26 protein-coding genes are annotated in these 26,082 nt (G+C 35.5%); 20 read left to right on the forward strand and 6 right to left on the reverse strand.

The genetic code is table 11. The features are described 5' to 3' along the window. Position 1: 1 nt before the first annotated feature. Positions 2 to 1,324, forward strand: coding sequence for a GntP family permease (locus JNUCC52_RS20340; protein ID WP_172772260.1), 1,323 nt, complete (start codon positions 2 to 4; stop codon positions 1,322 to 1,324). A gap of 92 nt (positions 1,325 to 1,416) precedes the next feature. Here the strand turns inward: JNUCC52_RS20340 and JNUCC52_RS20345 are convergent, their stop codons facing one another. Continuing rightward, positions 1,417 to 1,647, reverse strand: a complete 231-nt coding sequence (locus tag JNUCC52_RS20345) for a phosphoglycerate mutase (RefSeq protein WP_172772259.1) — start codon at positions 1,645 to 1,647, stop codon at positions 1,417 to 1,419. Between the two features lie 155 nt (positions 1,648 to 1,802). On the opposite strand from JNUCC52_RS20345, the gene JNUCC52_RS20350 reads away from it, so the two are divergent. The 6 genes from JNUCC52_RS20350 (at position 1,803) to JNUCC52_RS20375 (ending at position 7,091) form a co-directional block, all read left to right on the forward strand. Next, positions 1,803 to 2,813 carry a linear amide C-N hydrolase gene (locus JNUCC52_RS20350; protein WP_172772258.1) on the forward strand — a complete coding sequence of 337 codons (1,011 nt, stop codon included), beginning with the start codon at positions 1,803 to 1,805 and terminating at the stop codon, positions 2,811 to 2,813. Between the two features lie 230 nt (positions 2,814 to 3,043). Next, positions 3,044 to 4,474, forward strand: a complete 1,431-nt coding sequence (gene pdxR / locus JNUCC52_RS20355; RefSeq protein WP_172772257.1) for a MocR-like pyridoxine biosynthesis transcription factor PdxR — start codon at positions 3,044 to 3,046, stop codon at positions 4,472 to 4,474. Positions 4,475 to 4,986: 512 nt separating this feature from the next. Continuing rightward, positions 4,987 to 5,433 (forward strand): YfmQ family protein, encoded by a 447-nt coding sequence (locus JNUCC52_RS20360; RefSeq protein ID WP_172772256.1) that lies wholly within the window; start codon positions 4,987 to 4,989, stop codon positions 5,431 to 5,433. A gap of 244 nt (positions 5,434 to 5,677) precedes the next feature. Beyond that, entirely contained in the window at positions 5,678 to 5,944 is a 267-nt protein-coding gene (locus JNUCC52_RS20365) for a hypothetical protein (protein WP_337980684.1), read from the forward strand. 16 nt (positions 5,945 to 5,960) lie between these two features. Then, positions 5,961 to 6,521: a DUF4256 domain-containing protein gene (locus tag JNUCC52_RS20370; RefSeq protein ID WP_172772255.1), complete on the forward strand. Its 561-nt coding sequence runs from the start codon at positions 5,961 to 5,963 to the stop codon at positions 6,519 to 6,521. A 75-nt stretch (positions 6,522 to 6,596) separates the two neighbouring features. Further along, on the forward strand, positions 6,597 to 7,091 hold the full coding sequence (locus JNUCC52_RS20375; RefSeq protein ID WP_337980685.1) for a CDI toxin immunity protein: 495 nt from the start codon (positions 6,597 to 6,599) through the stop codon (positions 7,089 to 7,091). Positions 7,092 to 7,308: 217 nt separating this feature from the next. On the opposite strand, the gene JNUCC52_RS20380 is transcribed toward JNUCC52_RS20375, so the two are convergent. Both JNUCC52_RS20380 and JNUCC52_RS20385 read right to left on the reverse strand, forming a co-directional pair. Beyond that, positions 7,309 to 7,476: a YjcZ family sporulation protein gene (locus JNUCC52_RS20380; RefSeq protein ID WP_172772253.1), complete on the reverse strand. Its 168-nt coding sequence runs from the start codon at positions 7,474 to 7,476 to the stop codon at positions 7,309 to 7,311. A gap of 422 nt (positions 7,477 to 7,898) precedes the next feature. Continuing rightward, entirely contained in the window at positions 7,899 to 9,659 is a 1,761-nt protein-coding gene (locus JNUCC52_RS20385; protein WP_172772252.1) for an ABC transporter ATP-binding protein, read from the reverse strand. Between the two features lie 169 nt (positions 9,660 to 9,828). Here JNUCC52_RS20385 and JNUCC52_RS20390 point away from each other — a divergent pair, with 169 nt between their 5' ends. From JNUCC52_RS20390 to JNUCC52_RS20440, 11 genes are all read left to right on the forward strand, one after another. Then, complete coding sequence (locus JNUCC52_RS20390; protein WP_443136901.1) at positions 9,829 to 11,259, forward strand: ABC transporter permease; 1,431 nt, start codon at positions 9,829 to 9,831, stop codon at positions 11,257 to 11,259. A gap of 13 nt (positions 11,260 to 11,272) precedes the next feature. Beyond that, a complete protein-coding gene (locus tag JNUCC52_RS20395) occupies positions 11,273 to 12,769 on the forward strand; it encodes an ABC transporter permease (protein WP_337980686.1) in 1,497 nt (498 codons plus the stop codon). 24 nt (positions 12,770 to 12,793) lie between these two features. Beyond that, on the forward strand, positions 12,794 to 14,605 hold the full coding sequence (locus JNUCC52_RS20400) for an ABC transporter substrate-binding protein (RefSeq protein WP_337980687.1): 1,812 nt from the start codon (positions 12,794 to 12,796) through the stop codon (positions 14,603 to 14,605). A gap of 150 nt (positions 14,606 to 14,755) precedes the next feature. After that, positions 14,756 to 15,094: a hypothetical protein gene (locus JNUCC52_RS20405; RefSeq protein ID WP_337980688.1), complete on the forward strand. Its 339-nt coding sequence runs from the start codon at positions 14,756 to 14,758 to the stop codon at positions 15,092 to 15,094. 212 nt (positions 15,095 to 15,306) lie between these two features. Beyond that, the gene (locus JNUCC52_RS20410; RefSeq protein WP_172772247.1) at positions 15,307 to 15,507 is read left to right on the forward strand and encodes a hypothetical protein; all 201 of its coding nucleotides are present in this window, start codon (positions 15,307 to 15,309) and stop codon (positions 15,505 to 15,507) included. A 209-nt stretch (positions 15,508 to 15,716) separates the two neighbouring features. Beyond that, positions 15,717 to 16,895 (forward strand): beta-ketoacyl synthase N-terminal-like domain-containing protein, encoded by a 1,179-nt coding sequence (locus JNUCC52_RS20415; RefSeq protein WP_337980689.1) that lies wholly within the window; start codon positions 15,717 to 15,719, stop codon positions 16,893 to 16,895. A gap of 12 nt (positions 16,896 to 16,907) precedes the next feature. Next, positions 16,908 to 19,301, forward strand: coding sequence for a sensor domain-containing protein (locus JNUCC52_RS20420; RefSeq protein WP_337980690.1), 2,394 nt, complete (start codon positions 16,908 to 16,910; stop codon positions 19,299 to 19,301). A 112-nt stretch (positions 19,302 to 19,413) separates the two neighbouring features. Beyond that, positions 19,414 to 20,625 carry an SH3 domain-containing protein gene (locus JNUCC52_RS20425; RefSeq protein WP_337980691.1) on the forward strand — a complete coding sequence of 404 codons (1,212 nt, stop codon included), beginning with the start codon at positions 19,414 to 19,416 and terminating at the stop codon, positions 20,623 to 20,625. A gap of 638 nt (positions 20,626 to 21,263) precedes the next feature. Continuing rightward, positions 21,264 to 21,641, forward strand: a complete 378-nt coding sequence (locus JNUCC52_RS20430; protein ID WP_172772243.1) for an SET domain-containing protein — start codon at positions 21,264 to 21,266, stop codon at positions 21,639 to 21,641. Between the two features lie 261 nt (positions 21,642 to 21,902). Continuing rightward, positions 21,903 to 22,106: a cold-shock protein gene (locus JNUCC52_RS20435; RefSeq protein ID WP_172772242.1), complete on the forward strand. Its 204-nt coding sequence runs from the start codon at positions 21,903 to 21,905 to the stop codon at positions 22,104 to 22,106. A gap of 333 nt (positions 22,107 to 22,439) precedes the next feature. After that, a complete protein-coding gene (locus tag JNUCC52_RS20440; protein ID WP_172772241.1) occupies positions 22,440 to 22,853 on the forward strand; it encodes a YugN family protein in 414 nt (137 codons plus the stop codon). A 95-nt stretch (positions 22,854 to 22,948) separates the two neighbouring features. Here JNUCC52_RS20440 and JNUCC52_RS20445 read toward each other — a convergent pair whose 3' ends face one another. Beyond that, positions 22,949 to 23,362: an NUDIX hydrolase gene (locus tag JNUCC52_RS20445; RefSeq protein ID WP_172772240.1), complete on the reverse strand. Its 414-nt coding sequence runs from the start codon at positions 23,360 to 23,362 to the stop codon at positions 22,949 to 22,951. Positions 23,363 to 23,505: 143 nt separating this feature from the next. Between JNUCC52_RS20445 and JNUCC52_RS20450 the strand changes: the two genes are divergently transcribed. Then, entirely contained in the window at positions 23,506 to 24,582 is a 1,077-nt protein-coding gene (locus JNUCC52_RS20450; protein WP_337980692.1) for a PQQ-dependent sugar dehydrogenase, read from the forward strand. A gap of 57 nt (positions 24,583 to 24,639) precedes the next feature. Beyond that, a complete protein-coding gene (locus tag JNUCC52_RS20455) occupies positions 24,640 to 25,056 on the forward strand; it encodes a universal stress protein (protein WP_172772239.1) in 417 nt (138 codons plus the stop codon). A 144-nt stretch (positions 25,057 to 25,200) separates the two neighbouring features. Here the strand turns inward: JNUCC52_RS20455 and qoxD are convergent, their stop codons facing one another. Continuing rightward, entirely contained in the window at positions 25,201 to 25,482 is a 282-nt protein-coding gene (qoxD, locus tag JNUCC52_RS20460; RefSeq protein ID WP_172772238.1) for a cytochrome aa3 quinol oxidase subunit IV, read from the reverse strand. Continuing rightward, positions 25,482 to 26,081 (reverse strand): cytochrome aa3 quinol oxidase subunit III, encoded by a 600-nt coding sequence (gene qoxC, locus JNUCC52_RS20465; protein WP_172772237.1) that lies wholly within the window; start codon positions 26,079 to 26,081, stop codon positions 25,482 to 25,484. Before qoxC ends, qoxD begins: the two co-directional genes overlap by 1 nt. Between the last annotated feature and the right edge of the window lies 1 nt (position 26,082).

Here is a 26,082-nt window from a genome sequence, read left to right on the forward strand (position 1 = left end):
TATGTTAGGGATGATTGGGTTATTTGGCGGATTGGCACTATTAATATATTTAACAATGAGAGGTATGAATTTACTCATTGCTGCACCTATTACCGCATTGCTTGTAGGGCTATTAAATGGGCTTCCGCTTTTCCCGCAGCTCGCAGAAAATGATGCTGCAAACTTTTTAACTAATTATATGTCTGGTTTCACAGGCTTTATTGCATCTTGGTATTTAATGTTTTTAACAGGGGCTATATTTGGTAAAGTAATGGAAGATAGTGGAGCGGCGGACAGTGTTTCGCAATGGATTGTCAATAAAATTGGCATGAAACAAGCTGCATTAGCGATTGTAGTTGCCTGTGCGGTTTTAACTTATGGTGGTGTGAGCTTGTTTGTTGTAGCATTTTCTGTGTATCCAATGGCGCTTAGCCTATTTAAACAGGCCGATTTACCAAGACGCTTTATTCCAGCGGCACTTGGGTTTGGCTCAACAACGTTTACGATGACATCTGCAGGTTCGCCTGAAATACAAAATTGGATTCCAATTCAGTTTTTAGGCACTTCACCATATGCAGGATGGGAAGTGAGCTTTATTGTCGCTGTATTTATGTTGGCATTTGGTTATTGGTGGCTAAAAAAGATGATCAACAAAGCTATGGCGAATGGAGAACGATTTGTTAGTAGAGAGACGGATGTATTGAAAACAACTCGAACAGATTTACCAAATCCGATTTTAAGTATTGTTCCGCTTCTCGTTGTATTAATTATTTCTTTCACCTTCCATAATTCTTTAGGAACGTCAGCATTGATTATTGCGTTAACGGGCGGTATTTTAGCAAGTTACCTAATCAACAGAAAGTTCTTTCAAAATTTTGGTGCAGCAGTAGGAGAAGGGGCAATGGGTGCTATTGTTGCGATTGCAAATACAGCTGCAGTTGTTGGTTTTGGGGGTGTCGTAAAAGCAACACCTGCCTTTGAATCTGCTGTGAAGGTTATGACGGATATTCCAGGAAGCCCATTAGTAGGTGGTGCTTTAGCGGTAGCAGTTATTGCGGGACTAACGGGTTCGTCATCTGGTGGACAAGCCATCGCATTACCTTTATTAGCACCACATTATTTAGATTTAGGAGTCAATCCTGAGGCGTTACACAGAACAGTTGCCATTTCTTCTGGGTCACTTGACTCGCTTCCACAAGGAGGATATGTTGTCACGACTATTCGTTCTATCTGTGGAGAAACACATAAAGATGCTTATCCAGCATTTGGTGCCTTAACAGTTGTAGTACCAGCATTAGGCGTTATATTAGCCGTAATTTTATTCTCATTAGGTTTGGGCATTTAAAAATATATGAAAATAGAAACCCAATAAATGATTAATCATTTATTGGGTTTCTAAGCCTGCAATAGTTTTATTTAAGCATAGCTAAATGTTAGTTACCGGTGCATCGTATTGGTTGTTTCATACTGTATATTTAACTTAATTTTGTTCAAGTCTCTATCAATTTTGGAAATTAACATATGTAATTCTTCATTTTCTGGAGCGTCAAACGTTTCCCCTCTTCGTTTGCATAAAGTCACTGTTTGATTAATTAATCGCAAACAGGATTTAATTAGAGCCAAATCAGTTTTGATTGCTTCTTTGTTTATAATGTCTATTTCATCCATTAATAATCACCCCTACAAACATAATACAATATTAGTGATAATTAACCAATTTCGTAAAATGAATATAATCCTTGGGAAATTCACATTTTGTTTTTAGTGAAAGCATGTCACCCATTCAAAGTTGGTTAAGCTAATCTTAAAGAGGGAGTGTTTTAATGTTTGGATGTAGTAGCTTATCAATAAATACAACAGATAAAAAAACATTATTTGCTAGAACAATGGATTTTACAATGGAACCAGATAGTAAAGTAGTTATTGTTCCACGTAAATATGGCATTCGATTGCTTGAAGAGAAAAATGAGGTAACGATTAGCAATCCATACGCGTTTATTGGCATGGGAAGCACGGATCTCGCATCTCCAGTTCTCTACGATGGTGTAAACGAAAAGGGGTTAATGGGAGCAATGCTTTACTATGCCACATTTGCGACATATTCGGATAAGCCGAAAGAAGGTACGAGAGGTATTAATCCAATTTATGTTGTTTCACAAGTTTTAGGAAGCTGTGTAACAGTCGACGATGTTGTTGAAAAATTAGGTGCTTTTACATTATTGACTGAAGCAAATAACATACTTGGCTTCGCACCACCACTTCACTATACTTTTACAGATGCTACTGGAGAAACGATAGTTATTGAGCCTGATAGAACAGGCATAACCATTCATCGCCAAACAATAGGGGTTATGACCAATAGCCCTGGATATGAATGGCATCAGACAAATTTAAGAGCTTATATTGGTGTCACACCTCACCCTCCACAAGACATTACAATGGGAAATTTGAAATTAACACCGTTTGGGCAAGGGGCAGGTGGGTTAGGATTGCCAGGTGATTTTACGCCATCTGCACGATTTCTTCGTGTCGCTTATTGGAAAAAGTATACGGAACAAGCGAAAAATGAAACAGAAGGGGTAACTGCCATGTTTCATATTCTATCTTCCGTTAATATTCCGAAAGGTGTTGTGTTAAATAAAGAGGGAAAGACGGATTATACAATTTATACTTCTGCAATGTGTGCCCAAAGCAAAAACTATTACTTTAAGCTTTATGACAATAGTCGAATTTCAGCTATTTCATTATTTGCAGAGGATTTGAATAGCCATGATTTAATTACATTTGAGTGGGATCGTAGACAGGATATCAAACAGTTGAATATAAAAAGCTGATAGTGGTCCAGTTCTCATTAATATAATGAGCAACTGGTCTTTTTTTAGTCTTTTAGTAACCGTCGCAACGCATTATAGCTAGCGATTGGATTTTTTAGTGGATGGCTAAAATAGCATTGTAGTGGCTGGTTCAAGACAAGCTAACTTACATTAATATATAATCTTTTAGCTTGTATAAAAATGCTAAAAGATGAAAGCATGTTTGATAGAATATTATGAGGTGAGTATATATGGATTGGAAACCTGATAGAAAAGCAAAAAAAGCTATCTATAAACAACTCGCAGAATATATTGAAAAGGGAATTGCAGATGGTACATTTCCACCTGATAAACCATTGCCATCGGAAAGATATTTGGCTAGTACATTAAACGTAAATAGAAGTACTGTCGTGCATGCATATGACGAATTAGAATCGTTGGGCCTAATTGACAGAACTAGAGGAAGCGGTACTACCATTAGTAAAGATATTTGGGGTATTACAAAAAAACGGATTCCAAGCTGGAACCGCTATATTGAGGCAGGTTCTTTTTTACCGAGTCTACCTGTAATGCAAAAAATAAGAAAAGAAGCAGTTGAACATAAATTAATTAATTTAGCTTCTGGTGAGTTGTCAGAGGATCTTTTCCCTAAAAAATTTTTAAGCGAAATTACTTCGACACGCTCCTTTATTGGAAGCTTAGGATACGATCATCCTCAAGGAAATGAAATTTTAAGAAGTACACTTTCAAAACATGTAAAAAGAAGTCGCGGAATTGAAACCAGCCCGTCTTCAATACTTATCACTTCAGGGGCGCAGCAAGCATTACATTTAATTGTCCAATGTTTGCTAAAGCCAGGAGACGCCATTGCTATAGAAGATCCTTCATATAATTACAATCTTCCTACTTTTAAATCAGCAGGCATTCAAATACATTATTTGCCTGTCGATAAGGATGGGATTAACCCAGAAGATTTGCAAAAACTATATAAAAAACACCGAATTAAAATGATTTTTCTAAATCCTTATTTTCAAAATCCGACTGGTTATCTATTGAATCAAAGAAAAAGAGAAGCGATTTTAGACATATCCTCAAAGCTAGGGATTCCTGTTGTAGAAGACGATCCATATAGTTTAACTGCTTTTTCAGGAGAGAAAATTTCAACCCTTAAATCATTGGATAGGAACGGCAATGTTTTATATATTAGTTCATTGTCCAAAATTGTAGCTTCAGGACTAAGAATTGGATGGATTATTGGTCCGACATCAGTAATTGAACGTTTATCCGATGCGAAGCAACAAATCGACTTTGGTCATTCTAGCTATACACAATGGATAGCGAATGATTTTTTAGAATCAGAAAATTTTCATACGCATATAAAAAGTTTAATTAAGGAATTAGAAAAAAGAAGAGATACAATTATTAAAAGCCTTGATACTTATTTAAAAGGGCTTGTGGAATATTCGATTCCGCAAGGTGGTATTCATATATGGTGTAAAATACTAAAAAGCTTTAATGAAACCCAATTACTTGAGGCATCTATTAAGCAGGGGGTCATCTATGCCCCAGGCTCTACATTAGGTTCCAAAGAAAGCTTTGTTCGTTTTACTTTCGCAAGGGAAGATGAAGAATCGATTGATGAAGGTATAAAAAGGTTTGCACAAGCACTACAAAGAGTATAGTTAATTGGATGACTAAAAATAACCAAGAGTGGATGGTTTAAACGATATAGAAAACCTATATGATTGTAATAAGGGAAAATAGCATCATCCCTTAAAAGTTCGAGCTGCTGATGAGAAAACTTAAGGCGGCTACCTTTTATTATATTTTATACCGCGTTCATTTTATGTTTTAAAGACATCGCCACTTAAGCTTAAAATGAAAGAAATAGAGCACTCCTCCAATCCTCAGGTTGGAGAGTGGCTCTGTTTTTATTATGTCACAATACTTTCATTTGATATTCAAAGCTTGTATGGTATGGTTTTGAATAGAGCAAAAAAATGATTTTAGTTTAGTTCCAAAATAAATGGATGGTCAAAAAACCCTCCAATTGGATGGTACGATTCACTATAATTCCTTTATCATTGAGAAGTGGATGATGCATCTAGGCATTTAGTGAAACGATGGCAATGAAGGTGATAAAATTATTTGCTATATATAAAAATAATAAAATGATTGAAAGAGTTGATATGCTATGACATGGGGTTTAGTTATTACAATCGTTATTGGATCTATTGTTAAATTGATAATGAGTCCGCCAAGTATCGTTGTGGGATGGACAGTAAGTAAATTTGAACTTCATAAAAAACTGGATTCAAAAGATGTGACGGTAACCTACAATGGAAAGAATTTAGAAGAAGAAGATAAAAATAGATTTACTGGCTATTTTAATGAGGCTTCCTTTTTAAAAAAGCATTATATCTTTCCAGGCAATGAAAAATTATTTTTAGAGCCAGAATCGAATGTAACGCCTTTTGTTATCAATGTAAATAAGGGCAAAAAAGAAGATATTCACTTTTTTGTTTTTAATTACGATAATCACGTGGATGTTGTGAAGAAATACAAAGAGAAAGTTGTTTCTTATAGTATAAGTTCTGAACATCTACAAAAATGGTCTACGTCTCCTAACGGATTAATTTAAAGGATAAATACCTAAACATAATATGGAATTCATGAAAAGGCACTTACTAAGTTGTAAGTGTCTTTTATTCTGTCGCCTCTTATATTACAAAAATCACTATCGATTGAGATTGTATCGTTCTCTTTTGTACTAATAACAGTCACGAATAAACAACTGTCGATGACAGCAAGTTGTTGAAAACGACGAAGAAACAGGTTATTTTATATAGATAATTGAAAGTGATTTTCAAGGTGGAATAAATGAATTGATAGAAGATTTACTTGCAGCTTTCATCCCTAATGGTAGTATTGCTTTAAATACACGAAAAATCGATAGAAATATTGAATTGTTAAAAAATGAATTTTGGTTCGAAGTTATTTATAATGAAGAAAAATATCGAAAGCTATTTTTCGTAAATAGAAAAGTAAGGAAATATTTGCAAAGTACACATCGTGTGAAAAGATTGATAAAGAAGGAAAAAGTTCAAAATGCATTTATAATCTTTTTAAATAATCAACTAGGACAATTTTAATATGGGGGAAACGAATATGCCAACGAAAGAGTTATCAATTGAGCAGCATGAGGAACTACTGAAAACGTTGCAAGACCGATTTGAGAAAAATATGGACCGCCATCAAGGTCTTGACTGGGCTAAAGTACAAGCTAAGCTAGAAGCTAATACGGAAAAACTATGGTCACTGAATGAAATGGAAGTGACAGGCGGTGAGCCCGATGTTGTCGAGTATGACAAAAATTCGGACGAGTACATTTTTTACGATTGTGCAACGGAAAGCCCTAAAGGTCGTAGAAGCTTTTGTTACGATCGTGAAGCATTGGAATCAAGAAAAAAGCATCAACCAGAAAATACTGTAATCGATTTGGCAAACGCTATGGGCATTGAACTTTTAACAGAGGACCAATATCGCAAGTTGCAGGAACTAGGAAATTTTGATTTGAAAACGTCAAGTTGGGTGCAAACACCTGACAATATTAGAAAACTTGGCGGGGCCATCTTTTGTGATCGTCGCTACGACACTGTCTTTATGTATCATAATGGAGCGGATTCCTACTATGCTGCAAGAGGCTTCCGTGGCTCGCTTAGGGTTTAATCATTTTGAGCTGTTGAGACAGCTCTTTTTTATTTTTTAAAATAGCAAATTGAACAGATAGTAAGGACGAATAGGATGAAAGATAAAAAGGAACGTTTGAAGGAATTGTTAGCTCTGCAAAACGAAAAAAGAAAGGAGGCGGAGGAACAAAGAGCCTATGAAATAGTTGTAGAGGAAGTAAATTCGTTGTTTCCAAATATTCGTTTTGAAGAGGAGATAGCCATTTTATCAAAAGAAGCTTCTAAAAAAATCACCGATGATTTATTTGAAGAGTTCCCATTTTGTCACTCGGGAATTGACTGGACACGTATGTTTTACAAAACGATATTTTCTAACTTTGTTGACTATGAAAGTGCATTAGCAGAATTAGTGATGAAAAATCATAAAGAACAGCATACATATTGTTATATTATTGACTTGAATGCTCAACATGTGATTAAAACACAATTGGTTAATATCCTTCATAGAGTCGAGGAAGTGAGGCATTGGGATAAATATATTTATGCACCTCAAATTCAATTGGTTATGGAATTTCCTTCGAATGATATTGCAGTAGGATGGAAGAAATAAAATTGAGTAAATAGCAAAATAAAAATCAAACCAGTGACCAATGCAAAATTTACAATGGTGACTGGTTTGATTTTAAGTATAAAAAATTTTTAGCTCGTCTATTTGAGTTACTTCATATCTAAATGAAAGGTGTCGGTGCAAGGATTAGATTAAAAGGGTTACCAGGCTGAGAGCAACCCTTTGTGTTAGAGAGGTGCATTACATTTGGATAATAGTATTAGCAATCATCTCCATTACTGATGAAAGTAGCACCGACAATAATTAAAAGAATAAATAGTACAACAATTAGTACGAATGTTGAACCGTTATTGTTATTACCATAATCATAGTTATTTACTCCACAACAATTATTGTTCCAATTGCCTGCATTTCCGTAGTATCCCATGGAAAATTCCCTCCTTTCTTCAATGTATAATATGTATTTTGCAAAAAAGTGGGGGGGTGTTTATCCATTAAAAATTTAAACTAGTTATATTTTGTGGGAGAAAGAAAATCATTCGATTAAATTAGCAAAAATCATAAAATCGATAGAGGGCTTAAAATATCAGACATAGTAATAATGAATCAACAAATTACTATTACGTCAAAATATTTGAGTTTTACTAAAGATGATTTAGAAACGATAAATCATGCCTAGCCATATTAAGAAGAGGTAAATTAAATCCATTCAAGCGCTTCTAAATTAAAAAAACCACTCAACTTTCCGCAGGCACGATGTAAGACGCAACTTGCTTAAACGCGCTTTTTTGCGTCTTACGTTCCGTTGTACCGCAGAAGTCAAAGTGGATTTTACTCGGACAAAAAAATTCAGAATTGTTTGAGTGACTGGCACTCCTTCGCTACCCAGTGATCTTTAGACACTTCCACAAGCTGTGTATTGTCTAAATTAAAACGATTGGTCATCAATTCTTCCTCTGACATGACCTGGCGTTTCTTCTGTTTTTCAATAGCTGGGTCTGGAATTGGAATAGATTGTAGTAACATCTTAGTATAAGGATGCTGTGGGTTTGCATAGAGTTCTTCACTCTCCGCTAATTCCACGATTTTTCCTCCGTACATTACAGCAACGCGATCACTAATATGCTTCACCATCGACAAATCATGTGCGATAAATAAATACGTCAATCCTAAGCGTTGTTGTAATTCTTTCAATAGGTCTACAACTTGCTTTTGAATCGAAACATCTAAGGCAGAGAGTGGTTCATCACATACAATAAAATTCGGTTCGACTGCTAAAGCGCGGGCAATACCAATACGTTGTCGTTGCCCACCACTAAATTCATGTGGATAGCGTAAAGCATGCTCCTTTTTTAAGCCTACTAGTTCGAGTAATTCTTCTATGCGTGTGCGTCGTTGCTCAGCGGATTTCGTTAATTTATGTACATCAAGTGCCTCCCCGATAATATCAAGCACCTTTTTTCGGGGGTTCAATGACGAGTACGGATCTTGGAAAATGATTTGCATATGACGACGCATACTCTTTAATTCATTTTTAGTTAAGCGAGTGACAGGCACCCCTTTATACAATACTTCTCCTTCTGTTGGTGCATGGAGCTGTAAAATCGTACGTCCTGTTGTTGACTTACCTGAACCAGATTCTCCTACGAGCCCCAGTGTCTCACCAGGATAAATACGGAATGATAAATCATCTACTGCTTTTAAAATTTCCCCTTTCTTTAAATCGAAATGCTTGGATAAATTGCGTACTTCTATTAGCGGTACATTTAAATCAGTACCATCTTCGATATTAGGTGGCTGTTTTGGTTCTTTCTTTTCATGCAGCTTTGGTAGCGCGTTTAATAGCTTCTTCGTATAGGAATGCTGCGGATTCGCAAATATCTCTTCCGTAGTTCCTTCCTCAACAATTTCTCCCTCTTTCATGACAATGACACGATCACACATACCTGCAACAACACCTAAATCATGTGTAATTAAAATAATAGATGTTCCAAGACGCTCTTGCATTTGCTTCATAATACTTAAAATTTGAGCTTGAATTGTAACATCTAGCGCAGTAGTTGGTTCGTCTGCAATTAAGAGGGAGGGGTTGCAGGCAAGGGCCATCGTAATCATGACACGTTGACGCATACCACCACTAAACTCATGTGGATATTGCTGATAACGCTCCTCACTATTTTTAATGCCAACTAATTTTAATAATTCAATCGTTTTTTCGTATGCTTCCTTTTTAGACATTTTTTGATGCTTCATTAAGCCTTCAGCAATTTGCTCACCAACGCGAATTGTTGGGTTCGTAGATGTCATCGGGTCTTGGAAAATCATACTAATATCTTTTCCTCGGATTGCCTCCATTTGCTTTTCAGATTGCGTCACCAAATTTTCCCCTTGGAATAGGATTGTACCTGACTTTAAAAATGAGGGAGGGGATGGGAGAAGACGCATAATGGATCGAGCCGTAACACTTTTACCGCTTCCCGATTCTCCAACAATGCCAACCGTTTCACCTTTATTGACGTAAAAGTTTACGCCCTTTACAGCTTCAAATTCGGTTTCTCCTGTAATAAAAGAAACGCGTAAATCTTGTATTTCAAGAATTTTTTCGCTCATCGAATGCTCATCCTTTAATAAATTTCAAATATTCTTATTGACGAACTGTAGTCGTTCATACATACTATACTATACAGGTAGGTATTGTACAATATACGCAAAGAAAGTAAATTATCTCATTTTATTTTCATACCTTACTACTATAGTAAGCGAAGAAAGGAGGAAATACATGAATAATTTTCTGAATATTAGCAAGTTTAAAGAAAATTATTATTTTAAGCGAATTTTTAATGAAATGACAAGAAGAAATAGTTATTCTTTTGTGTTATTTTTACTAGGATTTCCAGTGCATATTGTTACATATTTTTTATATTTGTTAAAAAAAGATAAACATTCATATGCTCAATTGTTTGCACAAACGAAAGAACATTTTATTTCGCAAGGGAAACTCCAAGCATGGGAAGCGGAATATAGACAGCAGGAACAAACGAAGGCAGCATTTTTTAATAAATCGCTGAATGAGCAGCAACTTGAATCGGTAGTTAATCAACTAACTGAACAAAAGCTTACTAGAGAAGTAGAAAAGAAACTAGAAAGTGAAAGTATTGCAAAACAATCTTACAAAAAGTATTTTAGTGAACTACTTGAAAAGCCAATTTTTTTAGCTGTGTCATTTATTCCTGGTATTTTAATGTATTGTTTCTTAATTTTATGCAGTAATGCGTTTAGTCGATTTATCGTTGAACGTTTATTCCAAAGTGCATTTGTCATTGTTGGTGTGGCGACATTAGTATTTACGATTTTATATTTATCGCCGTTTGATCCAGCACGTAATTTGCTAGGTATCGAGGCAACACCTGAACAAGTCGCGAATTTTAATAAAATTTATGGATTAGATCAGCCCTATTTAGTACAGCTGTGGCATTCCTTATCTGGACTGTTTACGTTTGACTTAGGAAATTCATTTGAAGGTAAAGAAAATATTACGCAAAGTATTATGAATAAGTTTCCAGTAACATTGGAAATTGCGCTGTTTTCATTATTAATGGCGGTGGCAATCGCAATACCTGTTGGAATTATTTCAGCGGTACGACCGAATTCATTTGCAGATTATGCGTTTATGTTTATTGCACTTATTGGTTTATCGATACCAAGCTTCTGGCAAGGGCTCATTTTTATTTTAACGTTCTCATTAAAATTACAATGGTTCCCTGCTACTTATAATCCTAACAATTGGTTATCCATTGTCATGCCAGTTGTTGTATTAGGTACTTCTATTACAGCGTCGATTGCACGAATGACAAGATCAAGCATGCTCGAAGTAATTCATGAGGATTATATTATTACAGCAAAAGCGAAAGGGTTGAGTGAGCGTAAAGTCATCACAAAGCATGCGATTCGCAATGCGATGATTCCGATTGTTACCGTAATAGGCCTTTTATTTGGCGGTATGCTCGGTGGCGCTTCTGTGACTGAAAAAGTATTTAATATTAGTGGTATCGGTAGTTATATAGTAGATAAACAATTTATTCCTGATATACCTGCCATTCTAGGTGGGGTTGTCTATATTGCCATTACTATTTCGATAGTCAATATGGTGATTGATGTGCTATATGCGTTCTTTGATCCACGCATTCGTTCAAAAATGAAGAAATCTTAGGAGAGGGTATATTGTGAAATTCATATCGAATGTAAATCTGCTTTTGAAAATAACGCAAGAATATGTCAATGCACAGTTTACTATTGCCTTTTCTGCTATTTTTTCAGTGCTGTTTTTACTAAATAGTTTTGATTTTGCTAATGGCGTGTGGCGACCTTATGTCCTTGCGATATTTGTCATTTATGCCTGTACGACATTATATATATGGTTTACAACGTTACAAATTAAAAAGGATTTAGCTAAAGAACGAGAAATTCAAACACGAACGCGTCTGCTTGCTTATCCATTAATGCTCACAGTTTTAGTAGGTAATGTATTTGCAGCAGGCTTTGGCTTTATGCTAGCAACGAAAAATAAAACAGCAGAATATACCTTTGCTGTCTATGCGTTGATTACGCAGATTTTTATACTTCTTATTTCGGCATTAAATTTATTTAAACCATATGTGGTGGATACATTTTTATTAGCGATGGGTGCATTTCTATTACTCGCAGTCCTTTATGCGGTGATGGCGGTACTTGTAGCGCGATACGTTACAGTAAGCGATGCTCCTAAATGGATGATACCACTTGGTGTAATATTGCTTTTACCAGCGCTAACAGGAAATCTTTTCTCATTCCTGCTCGGCTGGACATTAATTAAAAAAGCACGAAATACGGATCCATCCGCTGTTGAAAAATGGCAAAAAATATGGAATAAAATATTACGTAATACGATGGCTGTTTTCGGCATGTTCTTCATTATATTTATGTTCTCGCTATCAGTCGTTAGCTCATGGACATTTGATTACGATTTTGCCGTGCAAAATAATTATAGTGCGTTATTACAAACACCTTCTTTGGATTATCCGTTAGGGACAGATAACTTTGGTAGAGATTTATTTTCAAGAATCGTGTTTGGTGCTCAAATCTCTTTAATAGTTGGGTTCTTTTCAACTATCATCCCTGCTGTAATAGGAGGCGCACTTGGTGCATTTTCAGGCTATTACGGAAAAAATACAGATAACATCATTATGCGTTTGCTCGATATTTTGTATGCGATCCCTGGTATCTTACTGGCGATTGCGATCATTGCAGCATTTGGCGCAAACACAGTGAATTTAATTATTGCATTGAGCGTAGGGGCGATCCCGACATACGCAAGAACGATGCGTGCGAATGTTATGCAAATTGCCAATTTTGAATTTGTAGAATCAGCAAGAGCACTCGGTGTATCAGATGCTGCCATTATTTTTAAGCATATCGTACCGAACTCTCTCGCTCCGATGATAGTAAAAGCAACTTTGACAATTGGCGGCGCGGTTATTTCAACTAGTAGTTTAAGCTTTCTTGGACTGGGAATCGAGCCACATATACCAGAGTGGGGCAATATTTTAAAAGTAGGCAGTACGTATTTAGAAACTAATTCTTATGTAGCCATTTTCCCAGGATTATGCATCATGCTACTCGTCTTATCGTTTAACTTTTTCGGCGATGGGTTACGTGATGCACTTGATCCTAAAACAAACTAATTTATAAATTGGAGGAATAGAGAGATGAACAAAAAATTATTTACACTTGCTGCATCAGCAACTGTTGCGGCGGTCGCTTTGGCAGGGTGTGTAGAAACGAAATCGAATGTTGAAAATAAAGGTGATAAGTCAGATACAGCGAGCACAAAACCCGTTATTGAAGTGCTAGGTATGGCAGCACAAGAGCAGGATATGAATATTGTGCGCGATCAGCTAGTGAAAAATGGCTTTGATGTAAAGTTAAATATTCAACCAGACTTCGGTTCCTACTCAGCACAAAAGGATGCTGGGAACTATGATGTGGCCATTTCTAGCTGGACGACTGTAACTGGAAATCCGGACTATGCAGTACGTGGTTTATTTAAAACTGGTGGAGATTATAGTGTGACTGCAGATGAGACAGTCGATAAATTAATTGATGAGGCAAGTACTTTAACAGGCGATGCTGCAAAAGAGAAATATAAAGAGCTTGAGCAAGCATTAGTATTTGATAATGCATATATTGCACCGTTATATATTTCTCAAAAATTCCAAGGTATTTATTCGAAAAAAGTAAACCCGGATACTGTGCGATTACCAAAATCACGTGCTCAAGCATGGGAATCAATTGCATTTAATGATGCTGGCAAAAATGCAACGGACACATTAGTATTACATCAATCAATAGGCTCATTAACGTCTCTTGATCCGATTAAAGGGAATGACGGTTCGATTAATACATTAAATACAAATATGTATGTTCGTTTAGTGAATTTATCTGATACAGATGAAGTAGTATCGGATGGTTCATTATCATATAATCATGCTATTTCTGAAAATAACCAAGAGTACTATTTCGTGCTACGTGATGATATTAATTTTGCTAAAGTGGAAAATGGCAAAGCAGTAGATACTGGTGATGTAGTATCGGCTGAAGATGTTGTATTCTCATTAGAACGTGCGAAAGATCAAAATTCGGTACCAGATCACCGCACATATTCAATTCATGAAAATATTGATTCCGTAGAGATAGTTTCAGATATTACTTCACTTGAATCTGTGAAAACAGCTGACGGAAAATCGGTTTTAGATGAATTATCAGATCAACTACCAGCAGCAATTGCGCAAGTTGTAACGGATGAAGCAAGTGTCGACAATGCAGCAGGTAAATATCAAGTTGTGAAAATTACAACGCCAAATCCGTTCCCGCAAGTGCTAAATTATTTAGCGCACCAATCAGGCGGAATCGTCTCTGAAGCGGCGGTTAAAGCGGTTAATACGTTTGACGTAGCAAGCTATGATCCAAATGTAAATGTTGCATATGGTGACCAAGCAACTGTTACAGAAGGGGCAACATATGCAAACCATTTAGCAGCATCTGGTCCTTACATTTTAGTGCAAAAAAATGATTACGAAGCAACATTTGTCAAAAACCCTGCTTACCAAGTTGGTACAGACAACGAGCCGAAAATTAATAACATAAGTGTTCGCTTTATTGAAGATAATGACAGTGCGCTATCTGCACTTCGTAATGGTGAAATTGACGTATTACAATCCGTACCAGAAACTAAAATTGATGTAGTAAAAGGCGATGCCAACTTAACATTAAAAACAGCTGATAGTAATGCAGTCTCTTATTTACTAGTAAATCCAAAAGGTCGTGAAGTATCGAAATCAGTAGACTTACGTAAAGCAATTCTTTACTCTATCAACCAAGATGAATTTATTAGCTACTATCAAGGTAATAAAAAACCAGCAGTATCAACAGTTTCTCCACTTGTTGACACGGGCTTAAAGCTAACTGCAGATAGCTCAAAAGTGAAAGAATTTTTAAGCGCTTATAAAGCTAGTAAATAAAGTGTCAGGCACATAAATGGAAGCACTTCAAATCCTAATCTAAAGGTTTGAAGTGCTTTTTTTTTGAGTGTCAGGCACTTTTTGTTTAAATTTGGAACTTAAACCAAGTTTAGTCGTATATAAACTAACAAGATAAAAGGGGAGTTGTATATGCGAAAGAAAGATTACATCATTATGATTGTGACATTAGTTGTAGAAGCGGTTATTACGTACTTTATTGCATCATTTTTCTCCGTTCGCTTTATCGAAATTATGTTCTTTATTGGCTTTGCTATTGCGGGTGGTATTTTTTACTTTTCGAGTAGTGGTGGTCCAATGGCTAGATTCAATGAAGTGCAAGTTACTGCTCAAACAGGTATTATGCAAAAAAGCGAGCAGTATATCGCGAAGAAAGGCCCAATATTTTTTGCCTCGGTACTATTTTGCTTAATTGGGCTAGTTTTCTTTCTCCTCCTTATTGCAGGTATCATCCCACCTAGAGAAATTTAATTCTTGTTAGCTAGCAGCAAGCTTCCTACTGAGGATAGCTCTCTGCAAATATGGACGCCCTTTTCATCTTTTAATGATTGAAAGGGCTTTTTTGTTACAACAGGATTAAAGGGAATACATAAATAACCCCACAGCGATTTTTAATCAACGAAACGATTAAATTGCATACTATTTGGAAAGTACTGTATGTAAAAACGTTGGAGTTGATTAGCTTGGAATTTATTAAAGATAAAGAGCTTTACTGCTATAGCTGTCGTAAAAAGACCGTCTTTACATGTAAAGATGGGCATCATAAAAGTGGTGTAGAAAGCCATTGCAGTGAATGTAGTGGCATTTGGTTTGAATGGCAAAATCGAGCGGTCGAAAGAGAAATGGAAAAATGGGTTGAATATAACCAAAGAATCGTCAATTAATACAAGCGCTACACAATTTTTGTTATTGTGTATTGTAATTTATTATATTTATAGAAAGATTTTACCTTAAATTATTGCGATATTTTGCTTAAAAGTGATACAAATTATCCAAAAAGCTCACTTACTTAGAACTTAAGGCTTTCGAATATAGACTATGTCCGATTTAGTTGTATATAATGGAATAAAGTTAAAGTGTGAAGGTGATATATTTGGACGACATAGTCATAACAGGATATGGCATTAAAGCTCCTGGAATTTTAGATAAATTTAGCTTTTTAAATATATTAGAAAAAGGTATTTGTACGCAGAGCATTTTAAACAATGCTCATCAGCCTCACACTAATATCGTAGCGGGTTTGATTGAAGAAAGTTTCAAGGAGATAAATGGGGTAAGTTATCATCGTCATCCGCGTTCAGTAAGAATGGCGATTGCTGCTGCATTGGATGCAGCTGAAATGTCAAATTTAGATGATTTTAAACCACATCGTATTGCAGTAATTATGGGTACATCCGCTGGAGCAATACTTGAAATCGAAAAATATGCTACTGCAGCTTTTGATTTAAGGCAATTTCCCATTCATGGAGTTTCCCTTGTGGATACGCACACACTTTCAAGTTCTGTTGCCGAAGCAATCGGTTCGTGTGGTTCTGCATTTACAGTAACAACAGGCTGTAGTGCTAGTTTGGATGCTATATTAATAGGGAAACAGCTATTAGAATCTGGAAGTGTTGATGCTTGTATTGTGGGAGGAACTGAGGCTCCTTTAGGCCAATGGACAGTTAATGGCTTTAAAAAAATAAGATCACTTTCGCTAGAAAGTTCTATTGAAAAAGCTGGTGTGCCGTTTTCAACTCAGCATCGCGGCTTTGTGTTATCCGAGGGAGCTGGGGTAATGGTTTTAGAGCGTAGACAATCAGCCGTCAGTCGTGGACAGAAAATCTACGGTAAAGTTGAACGTGTGATTTCAAGAAATGAAGGACAAAAACTATTAAGCTCTGATATCACTGGTAGACATATGCTGGACGTTTTTCAAGAAACAGTCGGAGATACTATACCAAGCTATATAAACAGTCAGGCGCTAGGGATAGAGGTAAATGATCAGATAGAACGCTTTACTCTGAAAGAAACATTTGGCTCTAAAGTGCCTATTACGTCTATTAAAGGAATGATAGGGCACACATTTGGTGCAATGGGTGCGATGCAAATTATTGCATCTTTATTATCAATGGAATACAGGTTTATACCTCCAACGATTAAAACCTCTGGGCATGGGTTTGAAGACATACCTATTGTTTATGAAACTAGACATCAAGCAGTAGAGTCTGTATGTATTACTACTCATGGGAGTAGCGGGAATAATGCTTGTCTATTACTGACACATACATAGGAGGCTCTTTATATGTTTTTTATATTTTTAATTTTATTATCATTTATTCCCGTTTGTGTTGGCATTACAATCTTAGTGTTATTTAAAAAAAATAAACTTTCTAAAATTATTTTTCTATTCTTAATTTTAGCCTCATTTTGGCACATCGATGTTTCGTTTTTGTACGCATATCGACTGTTTAGTGAAGAGACGATAATGTTCTTTTTCAAGCTGTTTCGATTTGGGTCTATTATGTTAACACCAACAATCTTTTATATAGGTTATACGATTGTACAAGAAATACTACCAATTGAATATCAAAAAAAGTGGGGGTATCTTGTTAATCGAACAACCGTTATTATATCTTATGCATTTGCATTACTTGGTTACATAATCGGATGGAGCTCTAAGGGCATTAGTCAATTAGAACTTATTCAAATGGATACGAGCATATTTTATTTTCCAGTAGATGGCGAGCTCTCATGGATTTTTAATTTTAATGTCCTTCTTTTTATAGTTTGTATCATTATTAGTTTATTGATTAGTTTAGATGTACAAAACAAGAATGAACGTTCATTTTTGTTTTATTTTAATATTTTCACGTCCATTGGGTTTGCTATTGGCTACTTAAATATGTTTCCTAATACAAGATTGTACCCAAGTTCGATTGCTGTTTTAGTCTTTGCTATTTCGATCTTAATTCTTTCAAGCAGAATGCATCTTGAAATCGTAAAAACTATGAATAAAAAGCTTTATGAACAAAAGCAGTTTTTATTTAAAGTTATTGATTTAAATCCGAATTACATTTATGCACAGGATGAAAATGGTCGTTATACTTTAATGAATAAATCCTACGCACAGTTAATGGGTATGAGCTTTCAAGATATGATTGGAAAAACAGATACTGATTTACTCATTGATTTGACTAATGAGGATGAGTGCGTTGATCTTGAGAAAGACATGTTCAAGCTACCAGAAAAACATTTCATAAAAGAGGAAGCCATTACAGCTGCATCTGGGGATGTTATATGGGTACAAACGGTTAAAGTACCGATTCAATTACATGATAGTTCTACGTTACTTGCTGTTTCAACAGATATTACTGAACGTAAGCAATATGAAGATGAAATTAAATTCCAAGCGAATCATGATGCATTAACAGGATTACCGAATAGAAGAATGTTCAATGATGATTTAATTGCCCTTTTAGAAAAGGCTAAAATCGAGGGCAGTGACAATGCAATATTATTTTTTGATTTAGATCGCTTTAAATATATTAATGATAGTCTTGGACATGATGTAGGCGATTTATTATTAGTAGAAGTTTCAAGACGGATTGAAAGGTTACTAGAAGAAAAACATCGTAAGGCAAACATTTATCGTCTCGGTGGAGATGAATTTACAATTTTACTTCCTTATTATGATGCGAATGAAAGTGAAGCGTTTGCTAAGGACTTATTGGCACAATTTATTTCAGGCTTTTGGATAGATGGTAGTGAGTATTTCATTACACCAAGTATAGGAATTAGCACGTTCCCGAATGATGGCTATGATGCCAATACATTAATTAAGCATGCAGATACAGCCATGTACTATGTAAAAGAAAGAGGGAAAAATAACTATCAATTATTTACTTCCGAAATGCAACAACATTTCTATCGTAAAATGATGATTGAAAAACAATTACGTACTGCACTAGATAATAATGAATTTGAACTTTATTATCAGCCCATTATAGATGTAAGAACGAATGAAATCATTGGTATGGAATCTCTCATCAGATGGAACAATGCGGTACTTGGTCAAGTAACACCAGACGAATTTATTTCCATTATGGAAGAGACAGGAATGATTATTCCTATCGGTAAATGGGTATTGAATACGGCAATTACCCAAACTGCACGTTGGCACAATGAAACAAATAAGGAATTGAAAATAAGTATAAATGTTTCAGTAAAGCAGTTACTTGAATCATCGTTTGTAGAAAATGTCCAAATGGCTATTGAGAAAGCAGAATTGGATGCGTCCTATATTGTATTAGAGATAACGGAAAGTATCGCAATGTATGCAGAGTCGATGATTGAAAAATTATGTGCATTAAAAAAACTCGGTATCAGTTTATCGATGGATGATTTCGGAACAGGGTATTCATCCCTTAGTTATTTAAATAAATATCCTCTTGATTCCTTGAAAATTGATAAATCATTTGTCATTGGCATGAATCAAGATGATGAGAACAAGGCACTCGTAAAAACCATTATAGCGATAGCCAAACAACTCGATTTGAAAGTGATCGCTGAAGGCGTAGAAGGTAAGGAAGAATATCACTTCTTGGCTGAGATTGGCTGTGATTATGCACAAGGGTACTTATTTAGCCGTCCACTCCCTGTTGCAGAATTTAAAGGGAAATGGCTTTCAGTGAACTGATGTATGGCGCCAATGTAGATTTATTAAAGTAATAATTGTTAGCGAGGCTTTCTCTTACTGAGGAAGCCTTTGCTTTTTAATAACTAAAGATAGTTTAGAAGGAGCGGTAGAAGTGAAGAAAAAGTGGATTGTTTTAATTACTTTCATTATGTGTATAAGCTTCCAATCAATTACTGAAGCAAAAGTAATATGGGATGGAGCGGAGATTACAAAAGGACAAACGGGTAAATTAACATTTTCTAAAGACGTGAAAATATATAAAAAAAATGCTGACGGTACGTTTGTTTCGCTTATTGTAAAAAAAGGAGAGTTTTATCGCGTTTATGGCCATGAGTATTCGACTGTTGGCAAAGTATATAACATGAGTGGTGACTATCGTGTACAAGCAACGGATTTAGTTATTTACAAGGAAGTGCCGTTAGCTATTCAACAACAAGTATCTGGGGGGAAGTTTACTGTAGGAACACCCATTTTTGCTAATTCAGCAAAAGGCGTTTCTATTAAAGAAGCCCCGAATAGTTCAGCAAAAACTATTATGCATACACCCTATGGGGCTGTTTTTAAAGTGGTCGAGCTAAGTGGTGATTATGTCAAAGTAGAATACAATCCAAGAACTGATACGACAATCGATTATATATGGGGATTTGTACCTCAAGACTATGTTTCGAATTTACCTGAAGGCACAACCCAATATGTAAAACAGATCGTTGATTTATCGGTTCGTCCTGGGTGGCAAAGTCAGTCATTAAAACCTGGTACATCGGTTGCAGTCTATTTCACAACAGCAGATGGTCGTGCATATGTGTCTTCAAATAAAATATATGGATATCTCCCTGCTAGTGCTTTATCAAAGACGCCAATCGTTGATAAGGAACTGCAAACTTTAACCGAACCGTCGAGCTTATTATTTGATGCAACGAAAAAGATTTCCTTATCAGAAACAGCACCAGATTACTATTTAGCCGAGTTTTCACCGATTTCTAGTAATCGCTGGCAAGGACATATGCAACTTGTGAATGACGACGAAATTAGCGGTGGCAAACAAATAGAAGGTGAACTAAGCTACACGCTTGTAAATAAGAAGCTAATGTATCATTTAGAAAGCGAACTACACAATCATAATATTGCGATTCAGTTCCCGCTAAAAGTAAATGATACAATTTATGTCAACGACCAACCGCAAATGGTCACAAAAATTTATGACCAAAGGGATTTAAATATTAGAGGTAGCTATGAAACATTTAAAAATGTTGTAATCGCAGGTGACTACATTATTGCGAAAGGTTTAGTAAAGGGTCGTTACGATTATTGGATTCAATCGTAGCGTGGTCTATTAGGAAAGTCATTGTTTTAAAAGAAGTGTTTCTGATTGAACGAAAACGCTCTTATAGTAAAAAGTTGAATTAGTAAAAAAATTGAAATATTCGGAATGAGAATTTATAATATTTACAAGTATTTTATGGGAGGGATTTTTTATATGAAACAAAAAATATGTATTTTGTTATCATTAAATCTATTGCTTTCCACTTTCTTACCAATGTTTAATTATGATGGAACGAGCTTGTAGAGGATCTTGGAGACAGTAAGGTATGAAGACAATAAATGATATATCGATTTTTATTGATACTAGCTACATTAATCTTTATATTTAATTTATATGTCCTTCCAACATTTTTTTCCATTGAACAAGACCGTACGGGTACTTTTATTGGTTTAATGATAATCATAGGTATTATCAATTATTTATTAAAAAATAAAGATAAAAACTAAGATACTGTGCAGCGCCTTTCAATAGAAATGCTGCACAATTTTTTTATGTTTCAGCTATTTTTATTGTACGAAATGTCTATTTTATGTATTTAAATTGAAAAAATTGTTCAAAAAAAACAAAAAGATGCGCTCATTGACCAAATTAATGGTACAGTTAGAAAGTATATTTTAAAAGTGAGTAGGAGACAAAACATGATAGAAATTAAAACATCTCCATTAAGCGATGGAGAATTCAATAGAGGGGTATTTGCTACATGCGATATCCAAAAAGGAGCGCTTTTGCATGAAGCTCCAGTCATTTCTTATCCAAATGAACAGCATCAATACATCGAGCAAACATTGCTTGGGGATTATGCTTTTGAATATGGAATAGGACAATCTGCTATCCTTCTTGGCTATGGCATGCTGTTTAATCATTCTTATGAACCGAATGCAACATATGAGATTAATTTTAGAAACCAAACATTCGATTTCTTTGCTTATAAGGATATTAAAGCTGGGGAAGAAATTTTAATCAATTATAATGGAGATGTAGATAATCAAGATCAGCTATGGTTTAACGAGGAATAACAGAGATTTACATGCCCCATATAAAAAATTTGTATGGGGTTTTTTTCATACTATGCGGAGTCGAAGAAGTTTTTTATATAAGTGCTAGACAAATGAGATTTTATATTATATAATGAATTCAATAACATCGTTTGCAAAGAAACAATAATTCACATGTTACAAAGAGTAATCGTGTTTTGTTCGGTACTTTTTGTAATATGTGAATTTTTTTCTTTTGAGGAAATCGGATATTATTAAATACAATTAATGGAGGTCATTTAAATGACACAACAAGGTACAGTAAAATGGTTTAACGCAGAAAAAGGTTTCGGTTTCATCGAAGTAGAAGGCGGAAACGACGTATTCGCTCACTTCTCAGCAATCCAAGGTGAAGGTTTCAAATCACTTGACGAAGGTCAAAAAGTTGAATTCTCAGTAGAAGAAGGCCAACGTGGACCTCAAGCTACAAACATCGTAAAACTTTAATTTTTAATTAAACGAACGATATCTAACTGTAGGCAAACTCAAATTTGAGTTTGCCTACAGTTTTTTTTGTCGGTTTAATTTATATAATAAAGAACTTTTCTTTTTAAGTCGTTTACAAGCCCGTATGTAAATTTTTAATAACTATAGGACACTTTTATCTAACATCGGGTAAAAAGGGAATAGAAAGCATGGGAGGTGGCTTAAAATGAGCCTCAGGATATTTCTAAAATTAAAATGACTTATGACAAAGTATTTCACATCATGCCGAATATATTTGTTTGTATTTCCTCTCTTTAGGATAGACTGAAATCAAAAGTAAGGGAGGGCATACAATTGTTACAAATTGAATCTAATATTGTCGGTAAAGAAATTACCTTTGGTTATTTACGTGATCAAATCGAAAGACATGGTTTTACAATTGGAGGCAATTGGGAGTATCACAAAGGGAGCTTTGATACAATTTTATCGAGCGAGGGGGGCGAAACAATTTATTTACGTGTACCTTTTATCGTGACACAGGGTGAACTAGATTTTTATGATGCACAAATCCGCTTTCAAAACCCTTTTGTTATTAAACATGTTATAAACGTGGGATTAGATTATGATGAAGGCTCATTGCTTGATGCGACAGGGGCTAGTCAATTCCAAACACCGCTTGATAATGATGGTCATATACATGACAAAAGCAAATGGATACAAGCTGGTGAAAAGGTAGTGGCTGATAAAGTTCTTCCTTATTTTCACTAGCCTTCGCACCCATATTATTACGTAGTCACACTTTTAATAAGTAGTGGCTTTTATTATGTTTAAAACACAAGAAGCCTGCAGCTGAAAAATCTTTGCTATTTTGTTCCTTCATAGTAATAAAGAGCGTGATTTTGATAGAGATTATCCACACCACCTATATAATACGGCATTCTAATGCTGGCAAGATCGCTAGGTGCCCACTCAATGAGTGAAATTTCATCAGGTAATGTTATTTCCTCCTCACCTTCTACTATTTGCGCTTCAAAAGTGAAAAACAAAGCATGATGATTCCGACCCGTAAACTTTGCCTCATTAACTGAAAGTAACTTCCCTATTTCAACAATATAGCCTGTTTCTTCTTTAACCTCGCGGATTGCCGCTTCAAATAGTGTTTCACCTGCTTCAACTTTTCCTCCAGGAAGCGACCAATGACCTTCGTGATTATGAACCATTAAAATTTGATGATTGAGGTTTTTAATGAATGCATAGACAACTTTTACTTCTTCCATAATGCTCTCCTTTTTATATCATTTTTTGGTTAAATATGTACATAATAGTTTATTGGTATTTAATTAGGAAGTAAATATATCATGTACGATTAACATAAGAAATTGCAAGTCGACGAAATAACTTTAAGAAAGAGGGTTAGCAATTGAAGAAAAGAATTATTTTTTTGTTTTTAATAATGATTTTGGCGTCTGGCTGTTCCTCAAGTTCACAACAAAGGCCTACAATGCATAAGCAGGAGAATGTTACAGATAATCTAGAAAGCAATAAGAACATAGAAGTAATCGCCGATAATTTAAACATACCATGGGCTATCGAAAAATATAAAAATATGTTTTACGTTACGGAGAGAGCTGGGTATATTGTAAAAATTAAAGAAGGAGAAATAGAGAGACAACATGTCAAATTGAAAAAGGAACTAGCGACAGCCGCTGAAGCAGGATTATTAGGGTTTGTACTTGCTCCTGATTTTTCTGATTCAAAACTTGCGTATGCTTATTATACGTATGTCGATGGAAATAAGCAGTTTAATCGGATAGTGACACTTCGACAAGAAGAGAATGTTTGGAATGAAGAGCATTTGCTCATTGATGAAATAGTAAGTGGTACCTTTCATCATGGAGGAAGACTTAAAATTGGGCCGGATGGTAAGCTTTATGCAACAGTGGGGGATGCATTGCAACCTTCTGTAGCGCAAGACCTGTCTGTATTAGAAGGGAAAATTTTACGAATTAATTTAGATGGAACGATTCCTTCTGATAATCCATTCCCAAATTCATTTGTTTATAGTTATGGACATCGCAATCCGCAGGGACTGACGTGGTCGTTAGACGGCACATTATTCACAAGTGAGCATGGCAATAGCGCCAATGATGAAATAAACAAAATAGATGCAGGACAAAACTATGGTTGGCCGATCATTGAAGGGATTGAGACTCGACAAAAAATGAGGTCACCGTTGTTTACATCAGGAAGTAGCAACACGTGGGCTCCTTCGGGCATCGATTATTATGACAATAAATTGTACGTTGCTGCGTTAAGAGGAGCGGCTGTTTTGGAATTTGATCTTAAAACGAACAGCCAAAGGGAAATGATAGCAGGGCTGGGGAGAATTCGAGATGTTTTCGTGGACGAGCAATATCTTTATTTTGTAAGCAATAATACAGATGGACGTGGGAATCCACTAAATAATGACGATAAACTATATCGAATACCATTATGATATAATGATTTTGAAAACGTTGAATTGGTTGGAAAAGATGAGGGGGGAAAGATAGCTATGAATTATAAGACAATCGCAGTAGCTATAGATTTTTCAAAACAGTCATTAAAAGCCTATGATCGAGCTATAAAATTGGCAATTGAGTATGGGGCAACATTACAATTAGTGAATGTCATTGACACGAAGTCGTTCGGAGCTGTTACGGCATATGACTTGAAGTATGCTGAGAAATTAAAAGAAGAGAATTTTACCAGAATAGAGAAGTTAAGAATAGAAGCTCAAGCAGCAGGTGTAACGGAAGCATTAGCTAATGTAGAAACTGGTTCGCCGAAAAGTATTCTTACACAACTTCCAACTGTAGATTTACTTGTATGTGGTGCAACGGGGTTAAATCAAATAGAAAAGATGGTACTTGGTTCAGTAGCAGAACGAATCGTCCGATTAGCATCATGTGATGTATTGATTGTTCGCTAATTTAAAAAATAATCATCTTAACAAAGCTAGTGACAATTAATTTTGGAACTCGGAAGCCAATCTTCGAAATTTCGAAGGTTGGTTTTTTGCTAGATTCAAATAAAAAAGACCGAGAAAATGAAATCATTTTCTCGGCTCTTTTGATTAGTAACCCCAGATCATTGCAAATAATGTACCAAGGACTGTCACAGCAGCTACGAATACTGAATATAAAATTGTTGTATATAATGTTTTTTTATCTTCAGATTCACCGATGTGCATGAATAATACTAATTGAACAGTTGCTTGTGCAAGTGCAGTTACTAATAGGATAGCAAATGCCATATTGTAAGACATATCAAATTTCACAACTGCTAAAGCGATAACTGTTAGTAATAGTGAGAAGCCGAAGCCCATCACGTGTTGTTTTGGGAATAGTTCCTTCATTAGCTAATCAGTCCTTTCAAGTAGACGAAGCTGAAGATGAAAATCCAAACAACGTCTAGGAAATGCCAGTACAGTGAGAAAATAAACGCTTTGTTAGCCGTTTGTGGGTTTAAGCCACGTCTTGCTACTTGGATTAAAATTGCAACACCCCAGAAGAAACCAAATGTTACGTGGGCACCGTGCGTACCAAGTAAAGTCATTAATGAAGATAAAAATGCACTTGTTGTAATTGTTGCACCTTCATGAACATAAGTGACGAACTCATCAATCTCAATACCTAAGAAGCCAAGACCTAAAATAAGTGTAATGATGAAAAATGTCATCATTGCTTTTTTGTTGCCAAGACGCATAGCGTGTACGCCAAGACCGATTGTAAAACTACTTGCTAGAAGTAAAAATGTTTCTAGTAATACTGGTGTTAACTCGAAAATCTCAGCACCGTCTGGGCCGCTACCTGTACGATTGTGTAGCGTGAAATAGACAGCAAAGAGTGTAGCGAATAACATGATTTCGGCGCCAAGGAAGATCCAGAAACCAAAAATCTTTAAGCGGTTTTCCTCTGTACTATATTCTAATGGAAGTGAAGAATCGATTTTCATA

Origin of the sequence: Lysinibacillus sp. JNUCC-52, assembly GCF_015999545.1 — a bacterium.
GTDB lineage: Bacteria > Bacillota > Bacilli > Bacillales_A > Planococcaceae > Lysinibacillus.